Below are 21992 nucleotides of genomic sequence, written 5' to 3'. Positions count from 1 at the left end.
CTCATAATCGTTTCACTCCCGAGGGGTGGGTACGGCGACGGCGCAGCCGGGACCAGTCGGCGGCGCCGAGGGCGACGGCGGCGATGACGACGACCCCCTGCACGGTCGATTCCAGGGCTCCGGAGACGCCCTGCAGGTTGAGCAGGGTGAACAGCGCCTGGAGTGAGAGCGCTCCGGCCATCGCGCCGATGACGGAGCCGCGCCCGCCGCCGAGCACGACGCCGCCGAGGACGACTGCGGTGATCGCCTCGAACTCGTACCCGCGGCCCGCCTGCGCGGAGACTCCGGAGAAGCCGCCGACGAGGACGGCGGCGAGCGCGGCCGCGGTGCCGGAGAGGACGAAGGCGATGGTACGGGCGCGGGCGACCCGGACTCCGGCGAGCGCGGCGGCGCGTTCGCTGTCGCCGGCCGCGAGGAGCGTACGGCCGAAGTCGGAACGCATCAGCCGTACGGCGAGGGCTCCCGCGGCGAGACAGGCGAGGACGGCCCAGGGCAGCCAGCCGAACACGGCTGCGCGGCCGAGTCGGCGGAACTCGGCGGGCAGCATGCCGTGGGGGGAGCCTCCGGTCCAGAAGAAGACAGCGCCCTCGAGGATCAGCATCATGCCGAGCGTGGCGATGAACGACGGCACGCGCAGGAGAGTGGTGATCAGTCCGCTGACCAGACCGGCGAGGGCTCCGGCGAGCAGGAGGACGGCGGTGACGAGCAGCCAGGGGGCGTCGGGGAACGAGCCGTACAGCTCGGCGGCGACGACCACGCCCGCGGTGACGATCGCCCCGACGGAGAGGTCGAACTCGCCGCAGACGATGACCAGATACTGGCCCGCGGCCAGGATGACGAGGGGGGCCGCGCGTCTGACGAAGGCGAGGAGGCGGTCGGGTTCGTAGAAGCCCGGGTCGGTCAGGGCGAGAGCGCCGAGGAGCACGAGGAGCAGCCCGTAGACGGGGGCGCCGGTGCCCAGGGAGCGGACGGTGCGGCGGCCGAGCGAGGCGGTTGCGGTGGTCATGCGGTCCTCCCCTGCGGGGTGCGGCGGCCTCGGGCGTAGACGGCGACGGCCGCGATGATGACGACGCCCCGGACCACGTTCTTGAAGAAGGGGTCGACGCCGAGCTGGTTGAAGACGTTGTCGAGTACGGACAGGACGAGGACGCCGCCGAGGGTCCCGGTCACTCCCCCGCGGCCTCCGGCGAGTGCGGTGCCGCCGAGGACGACGGCGGCGATCGACTCCAGGTCGTAGCGGGCCTCCGTGCCGGCCCACGGGGCTCCGGCGCCGAGCCGGGCGGCGAGGAAGAGGGCAGCTGCGCCGACGCACAGGGAACAGAGGATGTGGGCGAGGACGACCGTGCGCCGGGTGCGGACACCGGAGAGGCGCGCCGCGTGCTCGTCGCCACCCGTCGCGTACATGTGATGGCCGGGCCTGGTGCGGCGGGTGATCAGCCAGACGACGGCGGCGACGGCCAGCAGCAGGAAGACGGAGACGGGGACCGGGCCCATCCGGTCGTAGCCGAGGTGCTGGAAGGAGGCGGGGACCTTGCCCGCCGGGCCCGTGTAGTTGTCCTCGATCCAGCCGCGCAGGACGAACGCGGTTCCGAGGGTGGCGATGAAGGCGTTGACCTTCAGACCGGTGATGATCAAGCCGTTGACGAGACCGGCAGCGGCGGAGAGCGCGAGGACTGCCAGGACTGCGAGGAGGACGCTGCCGCTCTCCATCGTCTCGGCGGCCACGAGCGTACCCAGGCTGATCAGATACGCCACGGACAGATCGAGTGAGCCGGTGAGGATGACGACGGTCTGTCCTACGGCGACGAGGCCGAGGGCAACACAGTTCTGCAGGATCGCGACGACGGTGGTGACGGTGAGGAAGTCCCCACCGCGGGCGGCGACGACGATCCAGCCGAGGACGGTGACGGCGAGCGCCGCGAGCCAGACACCGGTGATGGGGCCGGTGAAGTGCGACACCGCCGGCCGCCGGGTCCGCGGGCTGGAGACGGGTTCCCGGACGTCGGGGCGCAGGGCGGTCATGCGGCCCCCTTCCGCGCTTCGGCGCCGCCGGTGGCGACCCGCATGATGGTCTCCTCCGTCGCTCCGGCGGGGAGTTCGCCCGCGAGGCGCCCCTCGGACATGACGAGGATGCGGTCGCTCATTCCGATCAGCTCGGGCAGTTCGGAGGAGATGATCAGTACGGCGAGACCCTCGCGCGCCAGTTCCCGTACCAGGGTGTGGATGGCCGCCTTGGCGCCGACGTCGACACCACGGGTGGGTTCGTCGAACAGCAGGACCTGGGGGCGGGCGGCGAGCCACTTCGCGATGACGACCTTCTGCTGGTTGCCGCCCGAGAGGTACTGGGCCTGCTGGTCCTCGCCGTCGGCCCGCAGGCGTACGCGCTCCAGCAGAGCGGTGACCTCACGGCCCGTCGGCGGCCTGGAACGGGCGGGCACCGCCCGGGTGACGAGCAGTGCGTTGTCGCGCACCGACTGGCGCAGCGCCAGGCCCTCGGTCTTGCGGTCCTCGGTGACCAGGGCGATCCCGGCCCGAATGGCGTCCCTCGGGCGGGCCGGGCGCAGGGGTCGGCCGCCGACGGTCATGGCGCCGGTGGTGAAGGGGTCGGCGCCGAACAGGGCGCGGGCGAGGGCGGTGCGGCCGGAGCCCTGGAGCCCGGCGACGCCGACGACCTCTCCGGCCCGCAGCGTCAGATCGATGCCGGAGATACGGGCGTTGCCGCCGCCCCGTACGGTGAGCCGCTGCTCGCCCAGTTCCTCGGGCCGGGCGCGGGGCGGGTAATACGCGCCCAGTTCCCTGCCGACCATGGCGCGTACGACGGTGTCGGCGTCCGTGTCGCGGGTGGTGAGGGTGGTGACGCGGCGGCCGTCCTTGAGGACGGTGATGCGCTGCGAGAGGTCGAAGACCTCGCGGAGCCGGTGCGAGATGTAGAGGATGCCGAGCCCGCGGGCGGCCAGGCGGCGTACCAGAGCGGCGAGTTGTCCGGCCTCGTGGTCGGCGAGCGGGGCGGTGGGTTCGTCCATGACCAGGATGCGGACGTCGGAAGCGAGCGCCTTGACGATCTCGACGGTCTGCCGGCGGGCCACCGACAGCTCGTGGACGGGGGTCCGCGGACTGATGCCGGTCGCGCCGATCCGTTCGAGGAGTTCGGCGGTGCGCCGTTCCATGGCCCCGCGGTCGACGAGTCCGTACCGGGTGGGTTCCCGGCCGAGGAAGACGTTCTCGGCGACGGTGCGGTGGGCCAGGAGCGCGAACTCCTGGTGGATGATGCCGATTCCGGCTGCCTGTGCCTGGGCCGGGTGACTGAAGGAGTGCTCGGTTCCGTCGATCGTGAGGGTCCCGGCGTCGGGTAAGTGCTCACCCGCGAGGATCTTCATCAGAGTCGACTTCCCCGCTCCGTTCTCACCCACCAGGGCGTGCACTTCTCCGGCTTCGAGGCTGAGCTCCACGTCGTGGAGCACACGCACCCCGAGAAAGCTCTTGGACACGCCCTGCATCGTCAGCATCACCGGCTCCTCGGTCAGTGGTCTGTTGAGCAGAGTCGTGACGAGACTTTGGACTGTCAAGGGTTCTTGCATCGTTACTCTTTGCCGAATTGGCGCAGACTTTTGCCGACAATCGAACACCAACTGCCTTGTGAGCAGCGGAAGTCGTCCTTAGGGTGACTGCCATGTCTTTGCAGTCGGATCGCCCGTCCGCCGTCTCCTCGCACTCACCCGGCGAGGTGCTCGCGCTGATCAGTTCGGGGGCCGTGACAACGCGCGCCGACATCGCCCGGATCACCGGGCTGGCACGTTCGACGGTCTCCCAGCGAGTGGACGCGCTCATCGCGCACGGATTCGTGGACGAGGACGCGGACGGCGCCTCGACCGGGGGGCGCCCTCCTCGCCGACTGGCGCTGCGGACCCGTGAGCATGCGGTGGCCGGGGTGGACCTGGGAGCCTCGCACTGCAGGGTGGCACTGCTGGACATCGGCGGTGCGACGCTCGCGACGCAGGAGAATCCCCTGGCGATCGGGGACGGCCCCGACTCCGTACTGCGCCATGTCGAACGGACCGTGCACGCACTCCTCGAGGAAGCGGGCCGGACGCCCAGGGCACTCAAGGCCATCGGGGTCGGGGTTCCGGGCCCGGTGGAGTTCTCCACCGGTCGTCCGGTCGACCCGCCGATCATGCCGGGCTGGCACCAGTACCCGATCCCGGAGTTCTTCGCCGCCCGGTTCGGGGTACGGGCACTCGTCGACAACGATGTGAACGTCATGGCCCTGGCGGAGCAGCGCCGCGCCTTCCCCGACTGCCGCTACCTGTTGTACATCAAGGTCGGCACGGGCATCGGCTGCGGGATCGTGGCCGACGGCCGGCTGCACCGGGGGGCGCAGGGCTGCGCGGGCGACATCGGCCATATCCGCGTCGCGGAACTCGACGAGCCGTGCCGGTGCGGCAATTCGGGTTGCCTGGAGGCCGTGGCCGGCGGTGCGTCACTGGCGGCGAAGCTGGCCGGTCTTGGGCTGGACGCGACATCGGGCAAGGATGTGGTGCGGCTGGTGAAGTCCGGGAACCGCGAGGCAGTGCTGATGGTGCGCGAGGCGGGCCGGGCTGTCGGGGAGGTCCTCGCGGGGCTGGTGAACTTCTTCAACCCGGACACGGTGGTGATGGGCGGTGCACTGGCCGCCGTACACGATCAACTGCTCGCCGGAGTGAGGGAAGCCGTGTACCGGCGCTCACATCCCCTGGCCACGCAGCTGCTGCGGATCGAGCCGAGCCGTACGGGGGAGAACGCGGCGGCGGTGGGGGCGGGGATCCTGGCGATCGAGCACGCGTTGTCGCCGGGGCAGGTGGACCGGGAGGTGGCGGGGGGACGGAGGTAGGAGGCGAGGCCCGATGCGCGGGGCCTGCTCTCCTACCCGCCGCTTCCCGAAACCGGGGCACTGCCCCGGGCCCGTTCCGCAATGGCAGGACGGGAGCGATTTTCCGCCTGGACGGATAATCAAGTCGATTCGGAAGAATTTACCCATTGGGCGAATGAGGAGCACGGGTGCGGGAGCGGAGCCCCGCCAGGACGCCCGCCCCCGCCCTCGGCACTCACCGCACCGCTACGACATCCACGTCGGACGTCTTCACGAAGGCCACCCGGTGCCCGATCTGCACCGTCACATACTTCTCCCGGCCCTGGAAGTAGGAGTGGTCCAGGGGATACGACGCATCGATCGTCGGGGCATAGAAGAACCCGGTCGGCGCCTCACCCCCGCCGGGATACGACTGCCCGGCCTTGATCGTGTACGGCAGCGCCGTCCCGACCCGCTTGTCCGCGAAGTCCGCGGGATACTCGGACTTCTCCGGGTAGGCCACCCCGTACACCGGCACCTCGGTCCGGCCCTCCTTCGGGCGTACGACGTAGCCGGCGGTCGGGACAGTGGTCCGGGTGTGCGCCGGGGTCTGGAACCAGGCCTTCTTGCCGTACCACCAGATCGCCGTCCAACCGGGCGCGTGGTCCGCGACGACCGCCTGGTGGGTCGCGCTGATCTTGCTGCCCCAGTCGGCCGCACAGTTCGTGCCGGGCGAGCCGTCGGTGTGCAGTCCGGGGTCCGAGAAGAGCGGTGCGTCGGTGGAGGGTTCGGTGTGGAGCGGGACGGCACTGCTGCCCTGGACCGGCAGATCGACGCCCTTTTCGCAGTCGCGGAAGGCCTGCTGGTTGTCCTTGAACCGTGGACTGACGGTGACGAGCGGACTGCTTTTCGGGGCGCTCGGAACGGTCGTCGGCTTGCCGAGCAGCGCCATGAAGCGGTTCCAGTCCCAGTAGGGACCCGGATCCCAGTGCATGTTCCTGGTACCGGCCGCACTGGTGGGCGGCACGCCGTCGTGGCCGATGATGTGCTGCCGGTCGAGCGGGATGTCGTACTTGTCGGCGAGGTAACGCACCAGCTTCGCCGTCGAGTTGTACATCTCGGGGGTGTACCACTTCGCACCCTCGACGGCGACCCCCTCCTGCTCGATGCCGATCGAGTGGGTGTTGACGTACCAGTTGCCCGCCTGCCAGGCGACGTCCTTGCCCTTGACCATCTGGGTGACGTGACCGTCGCCCGAGCGCACCACGTAGTGGGCGGACGTCTGCTTCAGCGGGTTCTGGAAGATCTTCAGGGTGGTGTCGAAGTCCTCCTCGGTGTCATGCAGAACAATGAATTTGATCTTGTTGCTGTGCGGCCGGTCCGCAGTGTCGTAGTTGCCGTACGTCTCCTTGTCGGCCGGATCGCCGGTCTGCTGATAGGCCGCCGGGACCCAGTCGCAGTCGAGGCCGCGCGGACACTCGGGCCGCACCCCGTCCGCGCCGGCCTGCGCCGCGGGGGTGAGCAGCGCGAGACTCAGGGCGCCGACGGCGGTCAGGGCGAGCGTGAGTCTGGTCCTCTGCTTGGACGTCATGACAACCCTTCTTGGAGCTGTGCGCATGGAAAGTCGTACGTGGTCCGATCTCGCTGTTCCGCTATGGGCGCACACTCTGTGACCTGAGGTGATGGCGCGTCAAGAGCGCATCGGGGGTTGCCGGTCGAGCCACCGGACCAGACCACTGGCAGGGCCTGTGACCTGCGACGGGAAAGAGGCAACGGGTTTCTGGCGGTGGGCCGTTACCCGGGTTTTACGCAAGCAGCGGCCAGGCGGCCGAGCGTGTCGGCGCCTCCTGCCAGGACGCACCTTTTGTGTGACTAATTCCGGGTGTGCGTGCCCAGGATGACCCCGGGGTAGTGCTCGCGCGGACACGACTGGAACGACGCGCGACCTCGCGCGGCGACTCCCGGAAAGGCCGGACGCACATGGCTCAGCCCTTCACCCTGCCGGACTTCTATGTTCCGTATCCGGCGCGGCTCAACTCCCATGTCGAGGAGGCCCGACAGCACACCAGGACCTGGGCGCGCAGCATAGGGATGCTGGAGGGGTCGGGCATCTGGGAGGAGAAGGACCTCGACTCCCATGACTACGCACTCCTCTGCGCGTACACCCATCCCGACTGCTCGGCGGAGGCCCTGTCGCTGGTCACCGACTGGTATGTGTGGGTGTTCTTCTTCGACGACCACTTCCTGGAGCTGTTCAAGCGCACCCCGGACCGGGAGGGCGGAAAGAAGTATCTGGACCGGCTGCCCGCCTTCATGCCGATGGAGCGTGGGGCGCCGACACCGGAGCCGACCAATCCGGTCGAGGCGGGGCTGGCCGACCTGTGGGCGCGGACGGTGCCGGGCATGTCCGACGCCTGGCGGGCCCGGTTCGCGGAGGCGACAAAGAATCTGCTCCACGAGTCGCTGTGGGAGCTCGCCAATATCAACGAGGGTCGGATCGCCAATCCGGTCGAGTACATCGAGATGCGTCGCAAGGTGGGCGGAGCCCCCTGGTCCGCGGGTCTGGTGGAGTACGCGGCGGGCGCAGAGGTGCCCGAGTCGGTGGCCGACGAGCGGGCACTGAGGGTGCTGCGGGATGCCTTCTCCGACGGAGTGCATCTGCGCAACGACCTCTTCTCGTATCAGCGGGAGGTCGAGGAGGAAGGCGAGAACAGCAACGGCGTGCTGGTACTGGAGACGTTCCTGGGCTGCTCCACGCAGGAGGCGGCCGAGGCGGTCAACGACCTGCTGACCTCGCGGCTCCAGCAGTTCGAGAACACCGCACTCACGGAACTCGGGCCGCTGTGCGCGGAGAAGGGGCTCGAACCGGCACAGACCGCTGCGGTGCTCGCCTATGTCAAGGGGTTGCAGGACTGGCAGTCCGGCGGCCATGAGTGGCACATGCGTTCCAGCCGGTACATGAACAACGGCGGGGCCGGTGAGGCCGTCCTCGGCTTCGGTATGTCCGCGGCATCGATCCGGCTCACTCCGCGTTCGGAGTCGGCGCGGCTGCGCACCCACACCCATGTGCCGTACCGGCGCGTCGGTCCGTCACTGCTGCCCGATTTCGACCTGCCGTTCGGCACGACGCTCAGTCCGCATCTGGAAGGGGCCCGGGTCCGGCTCGTCGACTGGTCGCGCCGGATGGGGATCCTGGAGGCACAGCCGGGCGTGCCGGGCTCGCACATCTGGGACGAGGAACGGCTCGTCGCGATCGATCTGCCGCTGTGCGCGGCGGGTCTGCATCCGGACGCGACGCCCGACGAGCTGGACCTCTCCTCGCAGTGGCTGGCCTGGGGGACGTACGGTGACGACTGGTTCCCGGTGGTGCACGGGCGGCCCCGCGACCTGGCCGGCGCGCGGCTGGCGCATGAACGGCTGCTGCTGTTCATGCCGTTGGAGGGGTCCGCAGTGCCGGAGCCGGTGAACGCTCTGGAGCGAGGCCTCGCCGATCTCTGGGCGCGGACCTCGGCCCCGATGGACGACGGCGGGCGACGTGCGTTCCGTACGGCCATCGAGTCGATGACGGCCAGTTGGCTGTGGGAGCTCGCCAATCAGGCACAGAACCGGATCCCGGATCCGGTGGACTACATCGAGATGCGGCGGCTGACGTTCGGTTCGGATCTCACGATGAGTCTGTGCCGGCTCGGTCACGGCAGGAAGGTGCCGGAGGCGATTTACCGGAGCGGCCCGCTGCGCTCCCTGGAGAACGCGGCGGCCGACTACGCGGTGCTGCTCAACGACCTGTTCTCGTACCAGAAGGAGATCGAGTACGAGGGTGAGGTGCACAACGGCGTCCTGGTCGTGCAGAATTTCTTCGGCGTCGACTATCCGACCGGGGTGGCGATCGTGCACGACCTGATGAACTCGCGGCTCCGCCAGTTTCTCCATGTCGCCGAGCAGGAACTTCCTCTCCTGTACGACGACTTCGGGCTCGGCGCCGAGGCGAGGGAGATCCTGGCGGGCTATGTCCAGGAGCTCAAGCACTGGATCGCGGGGATCCTGATCTGGCACCGGGGCTGCCGGCGCTACCGTGAGGAGGATCTGCGGCGCGGTACCGGCGCCCCGTGGCACCTCAGTGGTCCCACGGGGCTCGGCATCTCGGCGGCGCGGGTGACCGCGCTGTTCGCTCAGCCCTCGGCGACCAGCGTGTAGCGGCCGCCCGCACGGGCCTTGAAGACCTTCTTGCCGCTCGCGAACAGTGAGCTGCGGACGGTCACTTCGCGGCTGCGGCTCGCCGTGATCACCACGCGGCGGGCCTGCCTCGCGGACCATTCGATGTCGACGGTGAAGCCGCCGCGGGCGCGCAGCCCCCGGACGGAGCCCTCCGGCCAGGCCGCCGGGAGGGCGGGGAGGATCTCGACCTCGCCGTACTGGCTCTGCAGCAGCATCTCGGCGATGCCCGAGGTGGCGCCGAAGTTGCCGTCGATCTGGAAGGGCGGGTGGGTGTCCCAGAGGTTGGGGAGGGTGGAGCTCTTCAGCTGTTCCGAGAGCATCTTGTGGGAGTGGTTGCCGTCACGCAGCCGCGCCCAGAAGTTGATCTTCCATGCTTTGGACCAGCCGGTGCCTCCGTCACCGCGCGCCGCGAGGGAGACCTTGGCGGCCTCGGCCCACTTGGTGCCGGGTTCGATCTGCCGCCCCGGGTGCAGAGCAAACAGGTGCGAGACGTGGCGATGGTCGTCGACCGGGTCGTCGCGGTCGGTCTTCCACTCCTGGAGCTGGCCCCAGGAGCCGATCCGCAGCCCGGGGTCGAGCCGGTCGAGGGCGGTCTCCAGTTGGCTGCGGAAGGCGGGCGCGTCGCCGAGCGTGCGGGCGGCCTCCAGGGTGTTGGTGAGCAGGTCGTGGACGATCTGCTGGGACATCGCGGCGCCCGCGGTGAAGTCGCCGTGCTCGGGAGAGTAGCTGGGGGTGACGATCAGCAGCCCGTCGCGTGGGTCGGTGCGCAGATTGGCCAGCCAGAACTCGGCGGCCTCCTTCATCGCCGGGTAGGCGGTGGAGCGCAGGTAGTCGGTGGAGCCGCTGAACCGGTAGTGCTCGTACATCTGCTGGGTGAGCCAGGCAGCTGCCTCGGGGAACCAGAAGGCGGTGGACCAGTCGTGGACGCCGGTGAAGCCGTACGGGTTGGTCTCGTTGTGCACCACCCAGCCGGCCGTCCCGAACATCTCCTTCGCCGTTCTCCGCCCGGGGGCGCGCATCGCCTCGATGTAGCGGTCGTACGGTTCGGTGGTCTCGGCGAGGTTGGTGACCTCGGCGAGCCAGTAGTTCATCTGCAGGTTGATGTTGCTGTGGTAGTCGGCGGACCACGGCGGGGTGGTGGAGTTGTTCCAGACGCCCTGGAGGTTGGCGGGCAGCGAGCCGGCGCGGGACGAGGCGATCAGCAAGTAGCGGCCGTACTGGAAGAAGAGCGCTTCCAGCGCCCGGTCGGTGGGGCTCGTGCCATCGGTGTACTGGGCACGCAGCTGGTCGGTCGGCAGATCGGGAAGCTGCTGGCCGATGTCGAGGGCGACCCGGTCGAAGAGCGCGCCGTGGTCGCGCACATGGGCGTCGCGGAGCTTTTCGTACGGCCTGCCGGCCGCACTGTCCACGGTGCGGGTGACCGCCTTGTGCGGGTCGTCGCCGCGGTAGGCGGGGTAGCGGTCGGCGTAGTCGGTGCCTGCGGCGAGGACGAACCAGGCGCTGTCGGCGCCGGTGACGGTGAGCGTGCCACCGGCTCCGGCAGTGATGGTGCCGCCGCTGGTACGGACCCTGACCTGGGCCTCGAAACGCAGCCCGTTGTCCTGGAGCGCGCCCCTCACGGTGAGCCGGTCCCCGGCGGCGGTGGTCGTGAAGTCGCCGCGCGGCGAGGTGTAACGCAGCGTGAAGGTGACCTGTCCCGGGCGGTCCGCGGCGAGGCGGCCGACGATGACCTCGCCGGGGTGGGAGACGAAGAACTCCCTGGTGTGGCGGGCGTCCTGGTGGGTGTACGCGACGGTGGCGAGCGCGGTCCGAAGGTCGAGGGCGCGGCGGTAGGTGGCGTCGGGGGCGGCCGGGGCGTTCGGCAGGTCCAGCAGCAGGTCGCCGAAGACCTGGTAGGCGCCGTAGCCGCGGCGCGCCTGGCCGAGCTCGTCGGCGACGGAGTCCGGGTCGAGCGAACCCTCGCTGTCGAGGCGCTGCTGCACTCCGGCGAGGGCGCCGGGCCTGGGGGTGGTCCAGTTGCCGAAGTCGTATCCCTGGGCGGAGCCGGGGCCGCCGGTCCAGAGCGTCTTCTCGTTGAAGGTGAGCCGTTCGGTGGCGAGCGTGCCGTACACGCCGGCGCCGAGGGATCCGCCGCCGATGGGCAGCGATTCACGCTCCCAGCCCGCCGCCGGTGCGCGGTACCAGAGCACCGGATCCACCAATGTCTTGATTCCCTCCGGCTCCTGCGATCCTCGCGATTCATCGGAGGTACTGTCTGCCGCGGCCGTTCCAGCAAGGGCAGGAACTCCCAGCGCCAGAGCGCTTGTTACACCGACAGCTGTCTTGACAGTCGTGCGACGCGTGATCCCAGATGTCATGCCGCACGACGCTAAAGGTCCGATGACTAATCGGACAAGGCGCATGACAAAACAGCCTCTTGGACAGAGGCTGCGACTACTTGGACGGAAGCGACCCCGTGGCCGCCCGATCTGCACGGACGGCCCTTGCGGGATGCCGGGGTCGGAGAAGCAGGGACGTTTCAGCCCTGTTGGAACAACTCCGCCGGGAGCGGCTTCAGCAGGGTGTACAGATCGTCGGTGATCGGCCGGTCCCAGCTGGCGATGGTGACGAGCACCCCGTCGCTGCGGTCGAACTGGACGCAGGAGATCCGGGTCTCGGAGAGCTTGACGCGCCGGACGATCAGCAGATTGTCGCCCTGCATCACGGGCATGTCATCGGTGCCGGTCACCTCGACCGGCTCGTCGTTCTCCAGCGCCAGCAGCAGCTGTGCGACCTCGAAGGGGACCTGGCCCTCCTCGGTCTCGCGGGCGGGCGAGCCCTCCGGGAGATTACCGATGATCATCGCGGGTCCGCGGCCGCCGAACAGGTCGTACCGCAGGAAGACGCCCTGGCAGCTCCCGTCGGGGGCGGGCAGCAGACCGGCGCCGAGATTTCCGGGCCAGTCGCCCGGGTCCATGGCCAGGACGTCGAAATCCGGGCCCGCGGGTGTGGCGGCGCTACGGCGGCGGAGGAAGGACATGCAGACATGTTACGTGTCCCGGCTCACCTTGCGGAGCCGGGACCGGAGACCCTCCCGTCGGACTCCGCCGCGAGGGCCTGCAGCACACTCACCGCCTCGGTGCCACGCGCGTGGGGAACGAACAGGTGGTCGTGGTGGTAGCCCGCCACCACATTGCAGCTGACCTCCGCGTCCGTGAGGGCGAGCGCCACGGCTGCGGTGAGTCCGACCGCGTCCAGGGCGGAGTGGACGCGAAGGGTGATCCAGGCCGCCACATAGTCGTACGCAAGCCCTGCGGCGAGGGCTTCCGATTCGGCGATCACGAGGGTCAGCCCTTCGGGCTCGGCGACCGTCACCACGGGAGTGACGCCGACGGGGACTGCGCCGCCGGCCACCGTGGTGAAGACGTACCGGCCGGGATTCAGCTCCGGCCGCAGGCCGCTCAGCAGGGTTCGAAGATCACGCTCGCCAGTCATGATCACCACGCTACTGCGCCACCTGTGAGTGTGGGGTGCGGTGCCGCCGCTCGGGCCGGCGGGCCACTCGGGCGCGATTGCCGCAGGACAGTGTGCACCACTCCTGGTGGGGTGCTCCTTGACGAAGCAGCGGACGGGCCGTGGGGCCCGGCAGGCGCGCCGGGCGGCACGGTCCGGTCCGGCGAGTAAGCCGATCACGGCGCGGGCCGGGGCAGCGGGCAGGGCGTTCCCCCGCGGCGTACCCCCGGTCGGGTGGCCCGGAGGCGAGGGCGGCCGTCGTCCGGCCACTCCAGATGCGGGACGGTCGGGGCGGCATCGGCCGCGGCGTTGAGCCGGGAGTGCCTCCGGCACGGGCGTCGGGCTGCGCGCGTCGGCGGCGCTCTGCCCGTCGGGGCGGACGGCACGCGCGAAGAGCGCCCGGACGGCGGCGCGCGGGGACCGTACGGCGAGGGTCTCCTCCTCGGCCGTCCTGCCCTCACCTGCCCGGGCGAGCCCGAGCAGGTCGGGCCGCTCGCGCACCCAGGAGGCCGGACGTCAGGTGAGGTCGAACTCGCCGTCGCGGGCGTTCACCACGAAGGCCCGCCATTCGGCCGGGGTGAAGATCAGCGAAGGGCTGCCGGGTCTGCCGGCGTTGCGCATCGCGATGAATCCCTCGACGAAGGCGATCTGGACATCCCCGGCCCCCTGAGTGCCCGGCTGCCAGTTCGCGTTGCTGAGATCGAGGTCCGGCTTGTCCCAGCCGGCAAAGGGCTGCTGGGTGGTGGTGCTCTCCGCCACGTCGGCTCCTCCCGCTCGTCGTCCCGGCCAAAGCCTAGCCACCGTCGGCGGTCCCGGACAGGCCGCGACCAAGGGTGGTTCGGCCGGTCCGGGACGGCAGCCGGGTCAGCCGGTGGGCGGTTCTGCTCCGACCAGCCACATGGAGAAGAACTGCGCCCCCCCGCCGTAGGCGTGGCCGAGCGCCCTGCGGGCGCCCGGCACCTGGTGTTCGCCCGCCTGCCCGCGTACCTGAAGGGCGGCCTCGGCGAAGCGGATCATGCCGGAGGCACCGATGGGGTTGGTGGAGAGCACTCCGCCCGAGGGGTTCACCGGTAGATCGCCGTCGAGTTCGGTGACGCCGGACTCGGTGAGCTTCCACCCCTCCCCCTCGTCGGCGAAGCCGAGGTTCTCCAGCCACATCGGCTCGTACCAGGAGAACGGGACATACATCTCGACGGCGTCGATCTCCCTGCGGGGGTCGACGATCCCGGCCTGACGGTACACATCGGCGGCGCAGTCCTTGCCCGCTTGCGGTGACACGAAGTCCTTGCCCGCGAAAAGGGTCGGTTCGCTGCGCATCGCCCCGCCGTGCACCCAGGCGGGCGGATGCGGTGAACGGTCCGCGCCGGCCCGGTCGGTGAGAATCATCGCGCAGGCACCGTCCGAGGACGGGCAGGTCTCGGAGTAGCGGATCGGGTCCCAGAGCATCGGTGCCGACTGGACCTTCTCCAGAGTGATGTCCGGGTCGTGGATGTGGGCGTACGGGTTCTTCAGCGCGTTGCGCCGGTCCTTGTACGCGACGAGCGAACCGACGGTGTCGGGCGCTCCCGAGCGACGCATGTACGCGCGCACATGCGGGGCGAAGAAGCCGCCCGCCCCCGCGAGCAACGGCTGCTGGAACGGGATGGGCAGCGACAGGCCCCACATGGCGTTGGACTCGGACTGCTTCTCGAAGGCCAGGGTGAGGACGGTGCGATGCACGCGTGCGGAGACCAGATTCGCGGCGACGAGTGCGGTGGAGCCGCCGACCGAGCCGGCGGTGTGCACCCGCAGCATCGGTTTGCCGACCGCACCGAGGGCGTCGGCCAGATAGAGCTCCGGCATCATCAGGCCCTCGAAGAAGTCCGGTGCCTTGCCGATCACGACGGCGTCGATGTCCGCCCAGTCCAGTGCGGCGTCCCGCAGCGCGCGGACGGCGGCCTCGCGGACCAGACCGGCAATGGAGACGTCCCGGCGGGCGGCGACATGCTTGGTCTGGCCGATACCGACGACGGCCACGGGCTCCTCAGGCATGAGTTGCCTCCCCTTCGAGGACGGCGACCAGATTCTGTTGCAGGCAGGGCCCGGAGGTGGCATGAGCGAGCGCCCGGTCCGACTCGCCGCGCTGAATGCGGGCCGCGGCCTCGCCGAGCCGGATCAGTCCGGCAGCCATGATGGGGTTGGCCGCGAGCGCCCCTCCGGACGGGTTGACGCTGACGCCGGCGTCGAGTCCGAGCGCCCTGCGCAGCACGACCTCCTGCGACGTGAACGGGGCATGCAGCTCCACGGTGTCCACCGGTCGTTCGAAGGCCCCCGCGCGTTCGGCGGCGAGGCGGGTCGACGGCGAGTCGGTCAAGTCGCGCACCCCGAGGCTGTGGGCCTCGATGCGGTGGTCGATGCCCCGGATCCAGGCGGGGCGGGTGCACAGGGCGCGTGCGGTGTCACCGGCGGCGAGGATCACGGCGGCGGCGCCGTCGCCGACCGGCGGGCAGTCGCCGGTGCGGAGCGGCTGTACGAGGTAGTCACCGGCCGGGACCGAACCCGAAAGCTGTGCGTGCGGGTTGTCCGCGGCGGCGGCGCGGCTGCGGTCGGCGATCGCGGCGAGGGCGGCCTCGTCGGTGTGGCCCGCGTCGATCAGCGCCTGGGCCTGGAGTGCGGCGAGGGCGACGGAGTCGGGCCAGAGCGGGCCGACGTAGTACGGGTCGAGCTGACGGGTGAGGACGTCGCGCACTTCGCCGGGAGAGGACTTCCCGTACGCGTAGACGAGGGCGGTGTCCGCCTCGCCTGTCTGGAGTTTCACCCATGCCTCGTACAGCGCCCAGGCACCGTCCATCTCCACGTGGGACTCGGAGATCGGCGGGTGGGCGCCGACGCCGTCGAGCGCCATGGTGAAGGAGAAGGCCCGGCCGGCGAGGTAGTCGCTGGATCCCGAGCAGGTGAACCCGATGTCGCTCGCCTTCAGACCGGTGGCGTCGAGGACCTGGTGGAGGACCGGCATCAGCAGGTCGACTTCGGAGAGTTCGTCGGTGCGCCGCAGATGATCCGTCTGCGCGAAAGCGACGATCGCTACGTCTCGCATCTACAGCAGCTCCTTGTACACGTCGTAGTCGGCGTCCGGCTCCCCGGTGGGCCGGTAGTGGTCGGGGTGGCGGCCCTCCCCGGTCCAGACGGGTTCGACCCGCAGCCCCATACGCACCTGGTCGTACGGGATGCCGCCGATCCGTCCGTGCAGGGCGAGGTCGGCGCCGTCGAGCGCGATGTGGGCGTAGACGTACGGCACTTCGATGTCGAGGTTCTTCGCCTTGATGTTGACGATGCAGTAGGTGGTGACGGTGCCGCGCGGGCCGACCTCGACCTGTTCGGCAGTGGCGACGCCGCAGGTGGGGCAGGCGCCGCGGGGCGGGACATACACCTTGCCGCAGGACGGGCAGCGCTCGCCGACGGTGCGTTGCTCGGAGAGGGCTTTGAGGTACGCGCTCTGGGCGCGGCCGGGGGTGTACGTGTAGTCGAGGCGGGCCGGCGTGACGATGCCGGTGACAGGATCCGCGAACTCGCCGTTGTGCGGCGATGGTTGACCGACCTCGCCCTCGTACGGTTCGAAGCAGGCGATGTCCGTGATGGCGCCGGTACGCTCCGGGGACCAACGGATGCGGACGCGCATGCCGGTGTGCACAGCCCCGGGTCCCGGTGCGTCGAGGACGTGGACCAGTGCGGTGTCGGCCCCGTCCAGCTTGACCAGTACCCAGGCGAACGGGGTGGCGAGGGGCTGGTCGCGGCGTGGGGAGGGGTTCCAGGCCCAGGTGGTGACGGTGCCGGTGGCGGCGACCTCGGTCAGCTCGCGGAGTTCCTCGGCGGTGACGGGGTCGTACTCGACGGGCGGGACGAGGACTCTTCCGCCGGCGGTCCGCACGCCGAGGACGGTCCTCTCGCGCAGCCCGGTGAGGAAGGCGCTCTGGACGGGGCCGAGGGAGCGGGTGAAGGGGAACTCGACCACCAGCGGTGCGCTGAGGACGTCGGGCACGGTTGTCTCCTTGGCTCAGGCACGCCGGTACACGGGCGGGCGCTTCTCGGCGAAGGCGCGGGCGCCTTCCTTGGCGTCGGCGGTGGCGAAGACCGGCCAGCCGCGCTTCAGTTCCGCGGCGAGGCCCTCGGTCTCGGTCATCTCGGCGGTCTCGTACACGGAGGCTTTGACGGCCTCGACGGCGAGCGGGCCGCAGGCATTGATCCGCTCGGCGACGTCGAGGGCCTGCTCCAGTGCGGTGCCGTCGGGGACGACTCGGCCGATGAGCCCGATACGAGCGGCTTCGTCGGCGCTGTACGGGCGTCCGGTGAGAAGCATTTCGAGGGCGTGGGTGCGGGGGATCTGGCGCGGCAGCCGGACCGTCGAGCCGCCGATGGGGAAGAGTCCGCGCTCGACCTCGAAGAGTCCGAAGGTGGCGCTCACGCCGGCGATGCGGATGTCCGTGCCCTGCAGGATCTCGGTGCCACCGGCCACGCAGTGCCCCTCGACTGCGGCGATGACCGGTTTGCGGGGGCGGTGGTGGCGCAGCATCGCCTTCCAGTGCAGATCGGGGTCGGCCGTCATCCGGTCCCGGTACTGCTCGCCCTCCATCCCCTTGCCCGCCAGGGCCTTGAGGTCCATGCCGGCGCAGAACGTACCGCCCGCGCCGGTGAGTACGACCGAGCGGATGCCGTCGTCCTCGTCGGCGGCCAGCCAGCCGTCGTACAGCCCGACCAGCATCGGCAGCGAGAGCGCGTTCTTCGCCTCGGGCCTGTTCAGGGTGAGCACCAGCGTGGCGCCTTCGCGCTGCACGGTGAGGTGTTCCGTACCACCCATTGCCTGCCTCCCGTCTCCAGATCTAGAACAGGTTGCAGTAGGTCGGGGTCCAGTTCAATAGTTTCCTGACAGTCAGTCAGATTTCTTCTACGGCACCTCTTCCCAGTTGTGCCGGTCGGCGTTCTAATGACCGCCGAGCCACTCAGTGCCCCGGGGTCAGGAGGAACGGTGGAGTACAACCTTGCCGACCTGTTCGAGTCGGTCGTCGACGCGGTCCCGGATCGCGAGGCGCTCGTCTACCTCGACCACCCCGGCACGGGTGCGGAGCGCCGACTCACGTACGCGGAGCTGGACAGCGCCGCCAACCGGATCGCCCACCACCTGATCGACGCGGGCCTCGCGCCGGGAGAGCACCTCGGCCTCCACCTCTACAACGGCATCGAGTACCTCCAGACCGTATTGGCCTGCCTCAAGGCGCGCCTGGTGCCGGTCAATGTCAACTACCGATACGTGGAAGAGGAATTGATCTACCTCTACCGCGATGCGGATCTGGCGGGTCTGGTCTTCGACGCCGAGTTCGACGACCGGGTCGCGGCCGCCGCGCCGAAGGCCCGCAAGCTCCGTCACCTCGTACGGGTGGGCACACCGATGGCGGGCGCCCCCGGTCCGGATGCCGTGGCGTTCGCCGACGCCGAGGCGGCCGGGAATCCCGGGCGCGGCTTCGCCCCGCGCTCGCCCGACGACCAGTTCATCATCTACACCGGTGGGACCACGGGTATGCCCAAGGGTGTGATGTGGCGCCAGGAGGACCTCTTCTTCTCCGGCCTCGGCGGCGGCGCCCCGACGGGTGAACCGGTGAAGACGCCGCAGGAGCTGGCCGAGCGGGTTGCCGCGGGCGGTGACGGCATCACGTTCTTCCCCACTCCCCCGCTGATGCACGGCACCTCGACGCTCACCGCGTTCATCGGGTTCAACTTCGGGCAGCGGGTCGTCATCCATCGCAAGTTCGTCCCCGAGGAGGTGCTCCGGACGATCGAGAAGGAGAAGGTCACCAGCGTGTCGCTGGTCGGCGACGCGATGCTGCGGCCGCTGATCGACGCGCTGAAGGGACCACTGAGAGGCACCGACTGTTCGTCCATGTTCTCCGTCTCCAGTTCCGGCGCGATCATGTCGGAATCGGTGCGCGCGGAGTTCCAGTCGCTGGTGCCCACCGTGATGCTGCTGAACAACTTCGGCTCGTCCGAGTCCGGCTTCAACGGCACGGCGACGGCCGACTCCGGCCCGGAGAACGGCTTCCGCCTCCGGGTCAACTCCCGCACCGCGGTGGTCGATCCGTCGACGTACGAACCGGTGGCGCCCGGCGAGGCAGGGCGGATCGCCCAACGGGGACACGTGCCGCTCGGCTACTACAACGACCCGAAGAAGACGGCGGAGACGTTCTTCCGCAAGGGCGAGGAGCGGTGGGTGCTGCTCGGCGACATGGCGACCGTCGACGCGGACGGCATCGTCACCGTTCTCGGGCGTGGCTCCCAGTGCATCAACACCGGGGGCGAGAAGGTGTACCCGGAGGAGGTCGAACAGGCGCTCAAGTCTCATCCGGACGTGTACGACGCACTGGTGGCGGGTGTGCCCGACGCCCGGTGGGGCAACCACGTGGCGGCGGTCGTGCAGTTGCGGGAAGGTGCGGCCGAGCCCTCGCTCGACGACGTCCAGGCGCACTGCCGGGCCCGTCTCGCCGGATACAAGATCCCCCGACACCTGGTGATCGCCCCGCAGATCCAGCGCTCACCGAGTGGCAAGGCCGACTACCGGTGGGCCCGCTCCGTCGTCGCGCCCGGCAGCGGGACCCAGGGCTGAGACGCGCCGGGTCACCCGAATGCGCCACACCGCGAGCACCCCCCGGACGTGCGACGCGGCCGTCCGGTCGTAAGCCATTCGGGCACGGGATACGCTCGTCCGCTCACCCTGCGTGGCAGTGGGCGGCGATCGCCCATAGCTTCGGCTCATGAGGAAAAGCCACATCACCAACCTCGTGTGCATGGCAGTCGTCTCGGCCACCGCGGTGGCCTGCGCCGAACCGTCTGTCTCCGCCGCCACCCCGGCTGTGCGCACAGTCCATCCGGGCCAGTCGATCCAGGCCGCCGTGGACGCCGCCCGGACGGGTGACACCATCGTCGTCGAGCCCGGCACCTACCACGAGAGCGTACTGATCAAGAAGCAGGGGCTGACCCTGCGCGGCACCGGGGCCAAGACCGTCATCAAGCCGGCCTCGACCGGGACCAAGACCGGCAACGCCTGTGCGAAAGCCGGCAGCGGCGTCTGCGTACTGGGCACGTCCGGTCACACCGTCGACGGTGTGAGCATCCGCTCCCTCACTGTCTCCGGATTCAAGAAGAACGGCATCTGGGCGTCCTGGACCGACGGTCTCAAGGTCCGGCAGGTGACCTCGGACACCAACGGCGTCTGGGGCATCGCCCAGGAGAGGTCGACCCGCTCCGAGCTCCGGAGCAACACCGCCCATGGCAACGGCGACGCCGGGATCTTCGTCGCGAACACCGTGGCCGAAGAGGGTGGGGCCACCGACACCCACGGGACGCAGCTCCGCGACAATACGCTGACGAACAACCGGATCGGCATCACCGCCCGCCGGGTCCGCAATCTCACCATCCGGGACAACACCGCCACCGGCAATTGCAGCGGCATGTTCGTCGTCGGCGACGAGGGCAAACCGCAGGCCGGGGTGATGACCATCCACAACAACCGGGTCACCGACAACAACAAGTTCTGCGCGGCGACCCCCCGGCTCCCCGCCATTCAGGGCTCCGGCATCGTCCTCACCGGCACCGTGGACAACAAGGTGCGCGACAACACGATCCGGAACAACGTCGGCGCCACCCCGCTCTCCGGCGGCCTCGTGCTGTTCAAGAGCTTCGTGGGCGCCCACAACTCCGGCAACTCCATCAACCGCAATGTGGTGCTGGGCAACAAGCCCGCGGACCTGGCAAACCAGGAAGCCGGACGGAACAACACCTTCGTCGGCAACACATGCGCGACATCCGCACCGACCGGCATGTGCTGACCGCGACCCCCCGCACGAGAAGAAGCGAGACGGTATGACCACCGTGAGCACCAACACCCCCATCCCCACCACTCCCCTGCACACCCCGCAGCCGGGAATGCGGCTGCGCGAGATCGTCTTCGGCGCGGCCTGCGCCGCGGCCGTGCGCGCGGCGGCCCGGCTGGGCGTAGCCGACGCGCTCGGTGAGACCCCGGCCACCGCAGCCGAGCTCGCGGCGGAGGTGAACGCGGAGCCGGCGCCGCTGCGCCGGCTGCTGCGCGCCCTGTCCTGCTACGGAATCTTCGCCGAGACCGCCGACGGAAGCTTCGTCCACACCGACATGTCCCGGCTGCTGCGCGAGGACGACCCGAACAGCCTGCGGTACATCTCCCTGTGGTGCACCGAGCCCTGGACCTGGGAGGTCTGGCCGCGTCTCGACGACGCGGTGCGCTCCGGCACGAGCGTCTTCCCCGACGTGTTCGGGAAGGGGTTCTTCGACTACCTCCACGAGGACGCGCACGAGTCGGCGCAGATCTTCAACCGGGCCATGACCACCTCCAGCATGCAGTCCGCGCGGGATGTCGCCGAACTCCTCGACCTCGCCGGGGTGTCCGAGGTCGCCGACATCGGCGGCGGTCAGGGGCACGTGCTCGCCAGCCTGTTGGAGAAGCACCCGAAGGTCCGCGGCACGCTGATGGATCTGCCCGGCGTGGTCGCGCGCGCCGATGCCCGGCTGCGGGACGGCGGGGCGCTCGCCGGACGGACCAGCATCGTCGCCGGGGACTGCCGCGAGGCGATCCCGGTCGAGGCGGATCTCTACATCATCAAGAACATCCTGGAATGGGACGACGAGAGCACGCGCAGGACCCTGAGCAATGTCATGGCATCGGCCCGCCCGGGTGCCCGGGTCGTGATCATCGAGAACCTGGTCGACGAGACCCCGTCGATGCGGTTCACCACCGCCATGGACCTGCTGCTGCTCCTCAACGTCGGCGGTGCGAAGCACACCAAGGAGAGCCTGATCGGGCGGATGGAGGAAGCGGGGCTGATCGTCGACGACATCAGCCCGGTCAACGGATATCTGCACGCGTTCGAGTGCATCGTGCCCAGCTGAACCGTTTCGCCTCACGAAATCGCCCCGGGTCCGGCTCTGAAGCCGGACCCGGGGCGATCGTTGGTGTGCCTCAGGCGCGGGAGTCGCGCTCCCACCGGTAGAACTCATGGGCCATCGCGTCCTTCGGACCACGCCAGGTCTGGGGGTCGTAGGGACTGATGAAGGCGGTGAGCTTCTCGCTGAGGTCCTGGAACTCCGGGTGCTGGTGCACCTTGGCGATCTCCGGACCCGGCGGGCGGTCGGATTCGATCAGGTGCAGATAGACGTCCCCGAACTGGAACAGCTTGCGCCGGTTCACCCCGACGAGGTGCGGCAGTTCGCCGCCGTCGGAGGCGGCGAACAGTTCGGCGATGTCCGGCGCCGACTCCGGCGCCATCCGGGCGACGATCAGAGCGTGATGCATGGGCAGGATGCCTTTCTGATACCCGGTCGGCCACCCCGCCGGGGCGGGGGGGGGGGGGGCCACCGGCGGGGGGGGCGTCAACCGGGGTGTGGGGGGGGGGGGGGGCGCGCC

General features: G+C 69.8%; 18 protein-coding genes. 5 read left to right on the top strand and 13 right to left on the bottom strand.

The annotated features are described in order from the left end of the window. Nucleotide 1 precedes the first annotated feature (1 nt). The 3 genes from ACFU6I_RS30350 to ACFU6I_RS30340 are packed head-to-tail and all read right to left on the bottom strand — an operon-like array spanning nt 2 to nt 3506. On the bottom strand, nt 2-1006 hold the full coding sequence (locus tag ACFU6I_RS30350) for an ABC transporter permease (protein ID WP_384372431.1): 1005 nt from the start codon (nt 1004-1006) through the stop codon (nt 2-4). Continuing rightward, nucleotides 1003-2022: an ABC transporter permease gene (locus ACFU6I_RS30345; RefSeq protein ID WP_384372429.1), complete on the bottom strand. Its 1020-nt coding sequence runs from the start codon at nt 2020-2022 to the stop codon at nt 1003-1005. Before ACFU6I_RS30345 ends, ACFU6I_RS30350 begins: the two co-directional genes overlap by 4 nt. After that, the gene (locus tag ACFU6I_RS30340; RefSeq protein ID WP_384372461.1) at nt 2019-3506 is read right to left on the bottom strand and encodes a sugar ABC transporter ATP-binding protein; all 1488 of its coding nucleotides are present in this window, start codon (nt 3504-3506) and stop codon (nt 2019-2021) included. Before ACFU6I_RS30340 ends, ACFU6I_RS30345 begins: the two co-directional genes overlap by 4 nt. A 164-nt stretch (nt 3507-3670) precedes the next feature. On the opposite strand from ACFU6I_RS30340, the gene ACFU6I_RS30335 reads away from it, so the two are divergent. Next, nucleotides 3671-4867: an ROK family protein gene (locus tag ACFU6I_RS30335; RefSeq protein WP_384372427.1), complete on the top strand. Its 1197-nt coding sequence runs from the start codon at nt 3671-3673 to the stop codon at nt 4865-4867. A gap of 214 nt (nt 4868-5081) precedes the next feature. Here the strand turns inward: ACFU6I_RS30335 and ACFU6I_RS30330 are convergent, their stop codons facing one another. Further along, complete coding sequence (locus ACFU6I_RS30330; protein ID WP_384372425.1) at nt 5082-6416, bottom strand: N-acetylmuramoyl-L-alanine amidase; 1335 nt, start codon at nt 6414-6416, stop codon at nt 5082-5084. A gap of 389 nt (nt 6417-6805) precedes the next feature. Here ACFU6I_RS30330 and ACFU6I_RS30325 point away from each other — a divergent pair, with 389 nt between their 5' ends. Next, nucleotides 6806-9019, top strand: a complete 2214-nt coding sequence (locus ACFU6I_RS30325; protein WP_384372423.1) for a germacradienol/geosmin synthase — start codon at nt 6806-6808, stop codon at nt 9017-9019. On the opposite strand, the gene ACFU6I_RS30320 is transcribed toward ACFU6I_RS30325, so the two are convergent. From ACFU6I_RS30320 to ACFU6I_RS30285, 8 genes are all read right to left on the bottom strand, one after another. Then, the gene (locus ACFU6I_RS30320) at nt 8995-11229 is read right to left on the bottom strand and encodes a glycoside hydrolase N-terminal domain-containing protein (RefSeq protein ID WP_384372459.1); all 2235 of its coding nucleotides are present in this window, start codon (nt 11227-11229) and stop codon (nt 8995-8997) included. The two genes, ACFU6I_RS30325 and ACFU6I_RS30320, sit on opposite strands and share 25 nt — an antisense overlap. Nucleotides 11230-11558: 329 nt before the next feature. Further along, entirely contained in the window at nt 11559-12059 is a 501-nt protein-coding gene (locus tag ACFU6I_RS30315; RefSeq protein ID WP_030928952.1) for a hypothetical protein, read from the bottom strand. A gap of 23 nt (nt 12060-12082) precedes the next feature. Continuing rightward, entirely contained in the window at nt 12083-12514 is a 432-nt protein-coding gene (locus ACFU6I_RS30310) for an ACT domain-containing protein (RefSeq protein ID WP_384372421.1), read from the bottom strand. A 534-nt stretch (nt 12515-13048) separates the two neighbouring features. After that, nucleotides 13049-13291, bottom strand: coding sequence for a DUF397 domain-containing protein (locus ACFU6I_RS30305; RefSeq protein WP_266989605.1), 243 nt, complete (start codon nt 13289-13291; stop codon nt 13049-13051). A gap of 105 nt (nt 13292-13396) precedes the next feature. Beyond that, a complete protein-coding gene (locus ACFU6I_RS30300) occupies nt 13397-14563 on the bottom strand; it encodes a thiolase domain-containing protein (RefSeq protein ID WP_384372419.1) in 1167 nt (388 codons plus the stop codon). Beyond that, entirely contained in the window at nt 14556-15608 is a 1053-nt protein-coding gene (locus ACFU6I_RS30295; RefSeq protein WP_384372418.1) for a thiolase domain-containing protein, read from the bottom strand. The genes ACFU6I_RS30300 and ACFU6I_RS30295 overlap by 8 nt, the downstream gene beginning before the upstream one ends. Beyond that, on the bottom strand, nt 15609-16550 hold the full coding sequence (locus tag ACFU6I_RS30290) for a Zn-ribbon domain-containing OB-fold protein (protein ID WP_384372416.1): 942 nt from the start codon (nt 16548-16550) through the stop codon (nt 15609-15611). Nucleotides 16551-16565: 15 nt separating this feature from the next. Next, the gene (locus ACFU6I_RS30285) at nt 16566-17366 is read right to left on the bottom strand and encodes a crotonase/enoyl-CoA hydratase family protein (protein WP_384372414.1); all 801 of its coding nucleotides are present in this window, start codon (nt 17364-17366) and stop codon (nt 16566-16568) included. A 168-nt stretch (nt 17367-17534) separates the two neighbouring features. Here ACFU6I_RS30285 and ACFU6I_RS30280 point away from each other — a divergent pair, with 168 nt between their 5' ends. The 3 genes from ACFU6I_RS30280 to ACFU6I_RS30270 all read left to right on the top strand — a co-directional run bounded on the left by ACFU6I_RS30280 (nt 17535) and on the right by ACFU6I_RS30270 (nt 21478). Then, nucleotides 17535-19163 (top strand): acyl-CoA synthetase, encoded by a 1629-nt coding sequence (locus tag ACFU6I_RS30280; protein WP_384372412.1) that lies wholly within the window; start codon nt 17535-17537, stop codon nt 19161-19163. Nucleotides 19164-19311: 148 nt separating this feature from the next. Continuing rightward, nucleotides 19312-20385 carry a nitrous oxide reductase family maturation protein NosD gene (locus ACFU6I_RS30275; protein WP_384372410.1) on the top strand — a complete coding sequence of 358 codons (1074 nt, stop codon included), beginning with the start codon at nt 19312-19314 and terminating at the stop codon, nt 20383-20385. A 34-nt stretch (nt 20386-20419) separates the two neighbouring features. Then, on the top strand, nt 20420-21478 hold the full coding sequence (locus tag ACFU6I_RS30270) for a methyltransferase (protein ID WP_384372408.1): 1059 nt from the start codon (nt 20420-20422) through the stop codon (nt 21476-21478). A gap of 70 nt (nt 21479-21548) precedes the next feature. Here ACFU6I_RS30270 and ACFU6I_RS30265 read toward each other — a convergent pair whose 3' ends face one another. Then, complete coding sequence (locus ACFU6I_RS30265) at nt 21549-21881, bottom strand: TcmI family type II polyketide cyclase (RefSeq protein ID WP_345517114.1); 333 nt, start codon at nt 21879-21881, stop codon at nt 21549-21551. Between the last annotated feature and the right edge of the window lie 111 nt (nt 21882-21992).

The sequence above is a fragment of the Streptomyces sp. NPDC057486 genome (genome assembly GCF_042802415.1).
GTDB classification, from domain to species: Bacteria; Actinomycetota; Actinomycetes; order Streptomycetales; family Streptomycetaceae; genus Streptomyces; species Streptomyces yanii.
This window is presented reverse-complemented; position numbering and strand designations above follow the sequence as displayed.

Excerpts from the sequence above, each read along its gene's own strand:
- ACFU6I_RS30345 (WP_384372429.1), bottom strand. The coding sequence starts at position 2,022 with ATGACCGCCCTGCGCCCCGACGTCCGGGAACCCGTCTCCAGCCCGCGG.
- ACFU6I_RS30310 (WP_384372421.1), bottom strand. The coding sequence starts at position 12,514 with ATGACTGGCGAGCGTGATCTTCGAACCCTGCTGAGCGGCCTGCGGCCG.
- ACFU6I_RS30330 (WP_384372425.1), bottom strand. The coding sequence starts at position 6,416 with ATGACGTCCAAGCAGAGGACCAGACTCACGCTCGCCCTGACCGCCGTC.
- ACFU6I_RS30295 (WP_384372418.1), bottom strand. The coding sequence starts at position 15,608 with ATGCGAGACGTAGCGATCGTCGCTTTCGCGCAGACGGATCATCTGCGG.
- ACFU6I_RS30275 (WP_384372410.1), top strand. The coding sequence starts at position 19,312 with ATGAGGAAAAGCCACATCACCAACCTCGTGTGCATGGCAGTCGTCTCG.
- ACFU6I_RS30300 (WP_384372419.1), bottom strand. The coding sequence starts at position 14,563 with ATGCCTGAGGAGCCCGTGGCCGTCGTCGGTATCGGCCAGACCAAGCAT.
- ACFU6I_RS30350 (WP_384372431.1), bottom strand. The coding sequence starts at position 1,006 with ATGACCACCGCAACCGCCTCGCTCGGCCGCCGCACCGTCCGCTCCCTG.
- ACFU6I_RS30270 (WP_384372408.1), top strand. The coding sequence starts at position 20,420 with ATGACCACCGTGAGCACCAACACCCCCATCCCCACCACTCCCCTGCAC.
- ACFU6I_RS30335 (WP_384372427.1), top strand. The coding sequence starts at position 3,671 with ATGTCTTTGCAGTCGGATCGCCCGTCCGCCGTCTCCTCGCACTCACCC.
- ACFU6I_RS30325 (WP_384372423.1), top strand. The coding sequence starts at position 6,806 with ATGGCTCAGCCCTTCACCCTGCCGGACTTCTATGTTCCGTATCCGGCG.
- ACFU6I_RS30265 (WP_345517114.1), bottom strand. The coding sequence starts at position 21,881 with ATGCATCACGCTCTGATCGTCGCCCGGATGGCGCCGGAGTCGGCGCCG.
- ACFU6I_RS30285 (WP_384372414.1), bottom strand. The coding sequence starts at position 17,366 with ATGGGTGGTACGGAACACCTCACCGTGCAGCGCGAAGGCGCCACGCTG.
- ACFU6I_RS30340 (WP_384372461.1), bottom strand. The coding sequence starts at position 3,506 with ATGCTGACGATGCAGGGCGTGTCCAAGAGCTTTCTCGGGGTGCGTGTG.
- ACFU6I_RS30315 (WP_030928952.1), bottom strand. The coding sequence starts at position 12,059 with ATGTCCTTCCTCCGCCGCCGTAGCGCCGCCACACCCGCGGGCCCGGAT.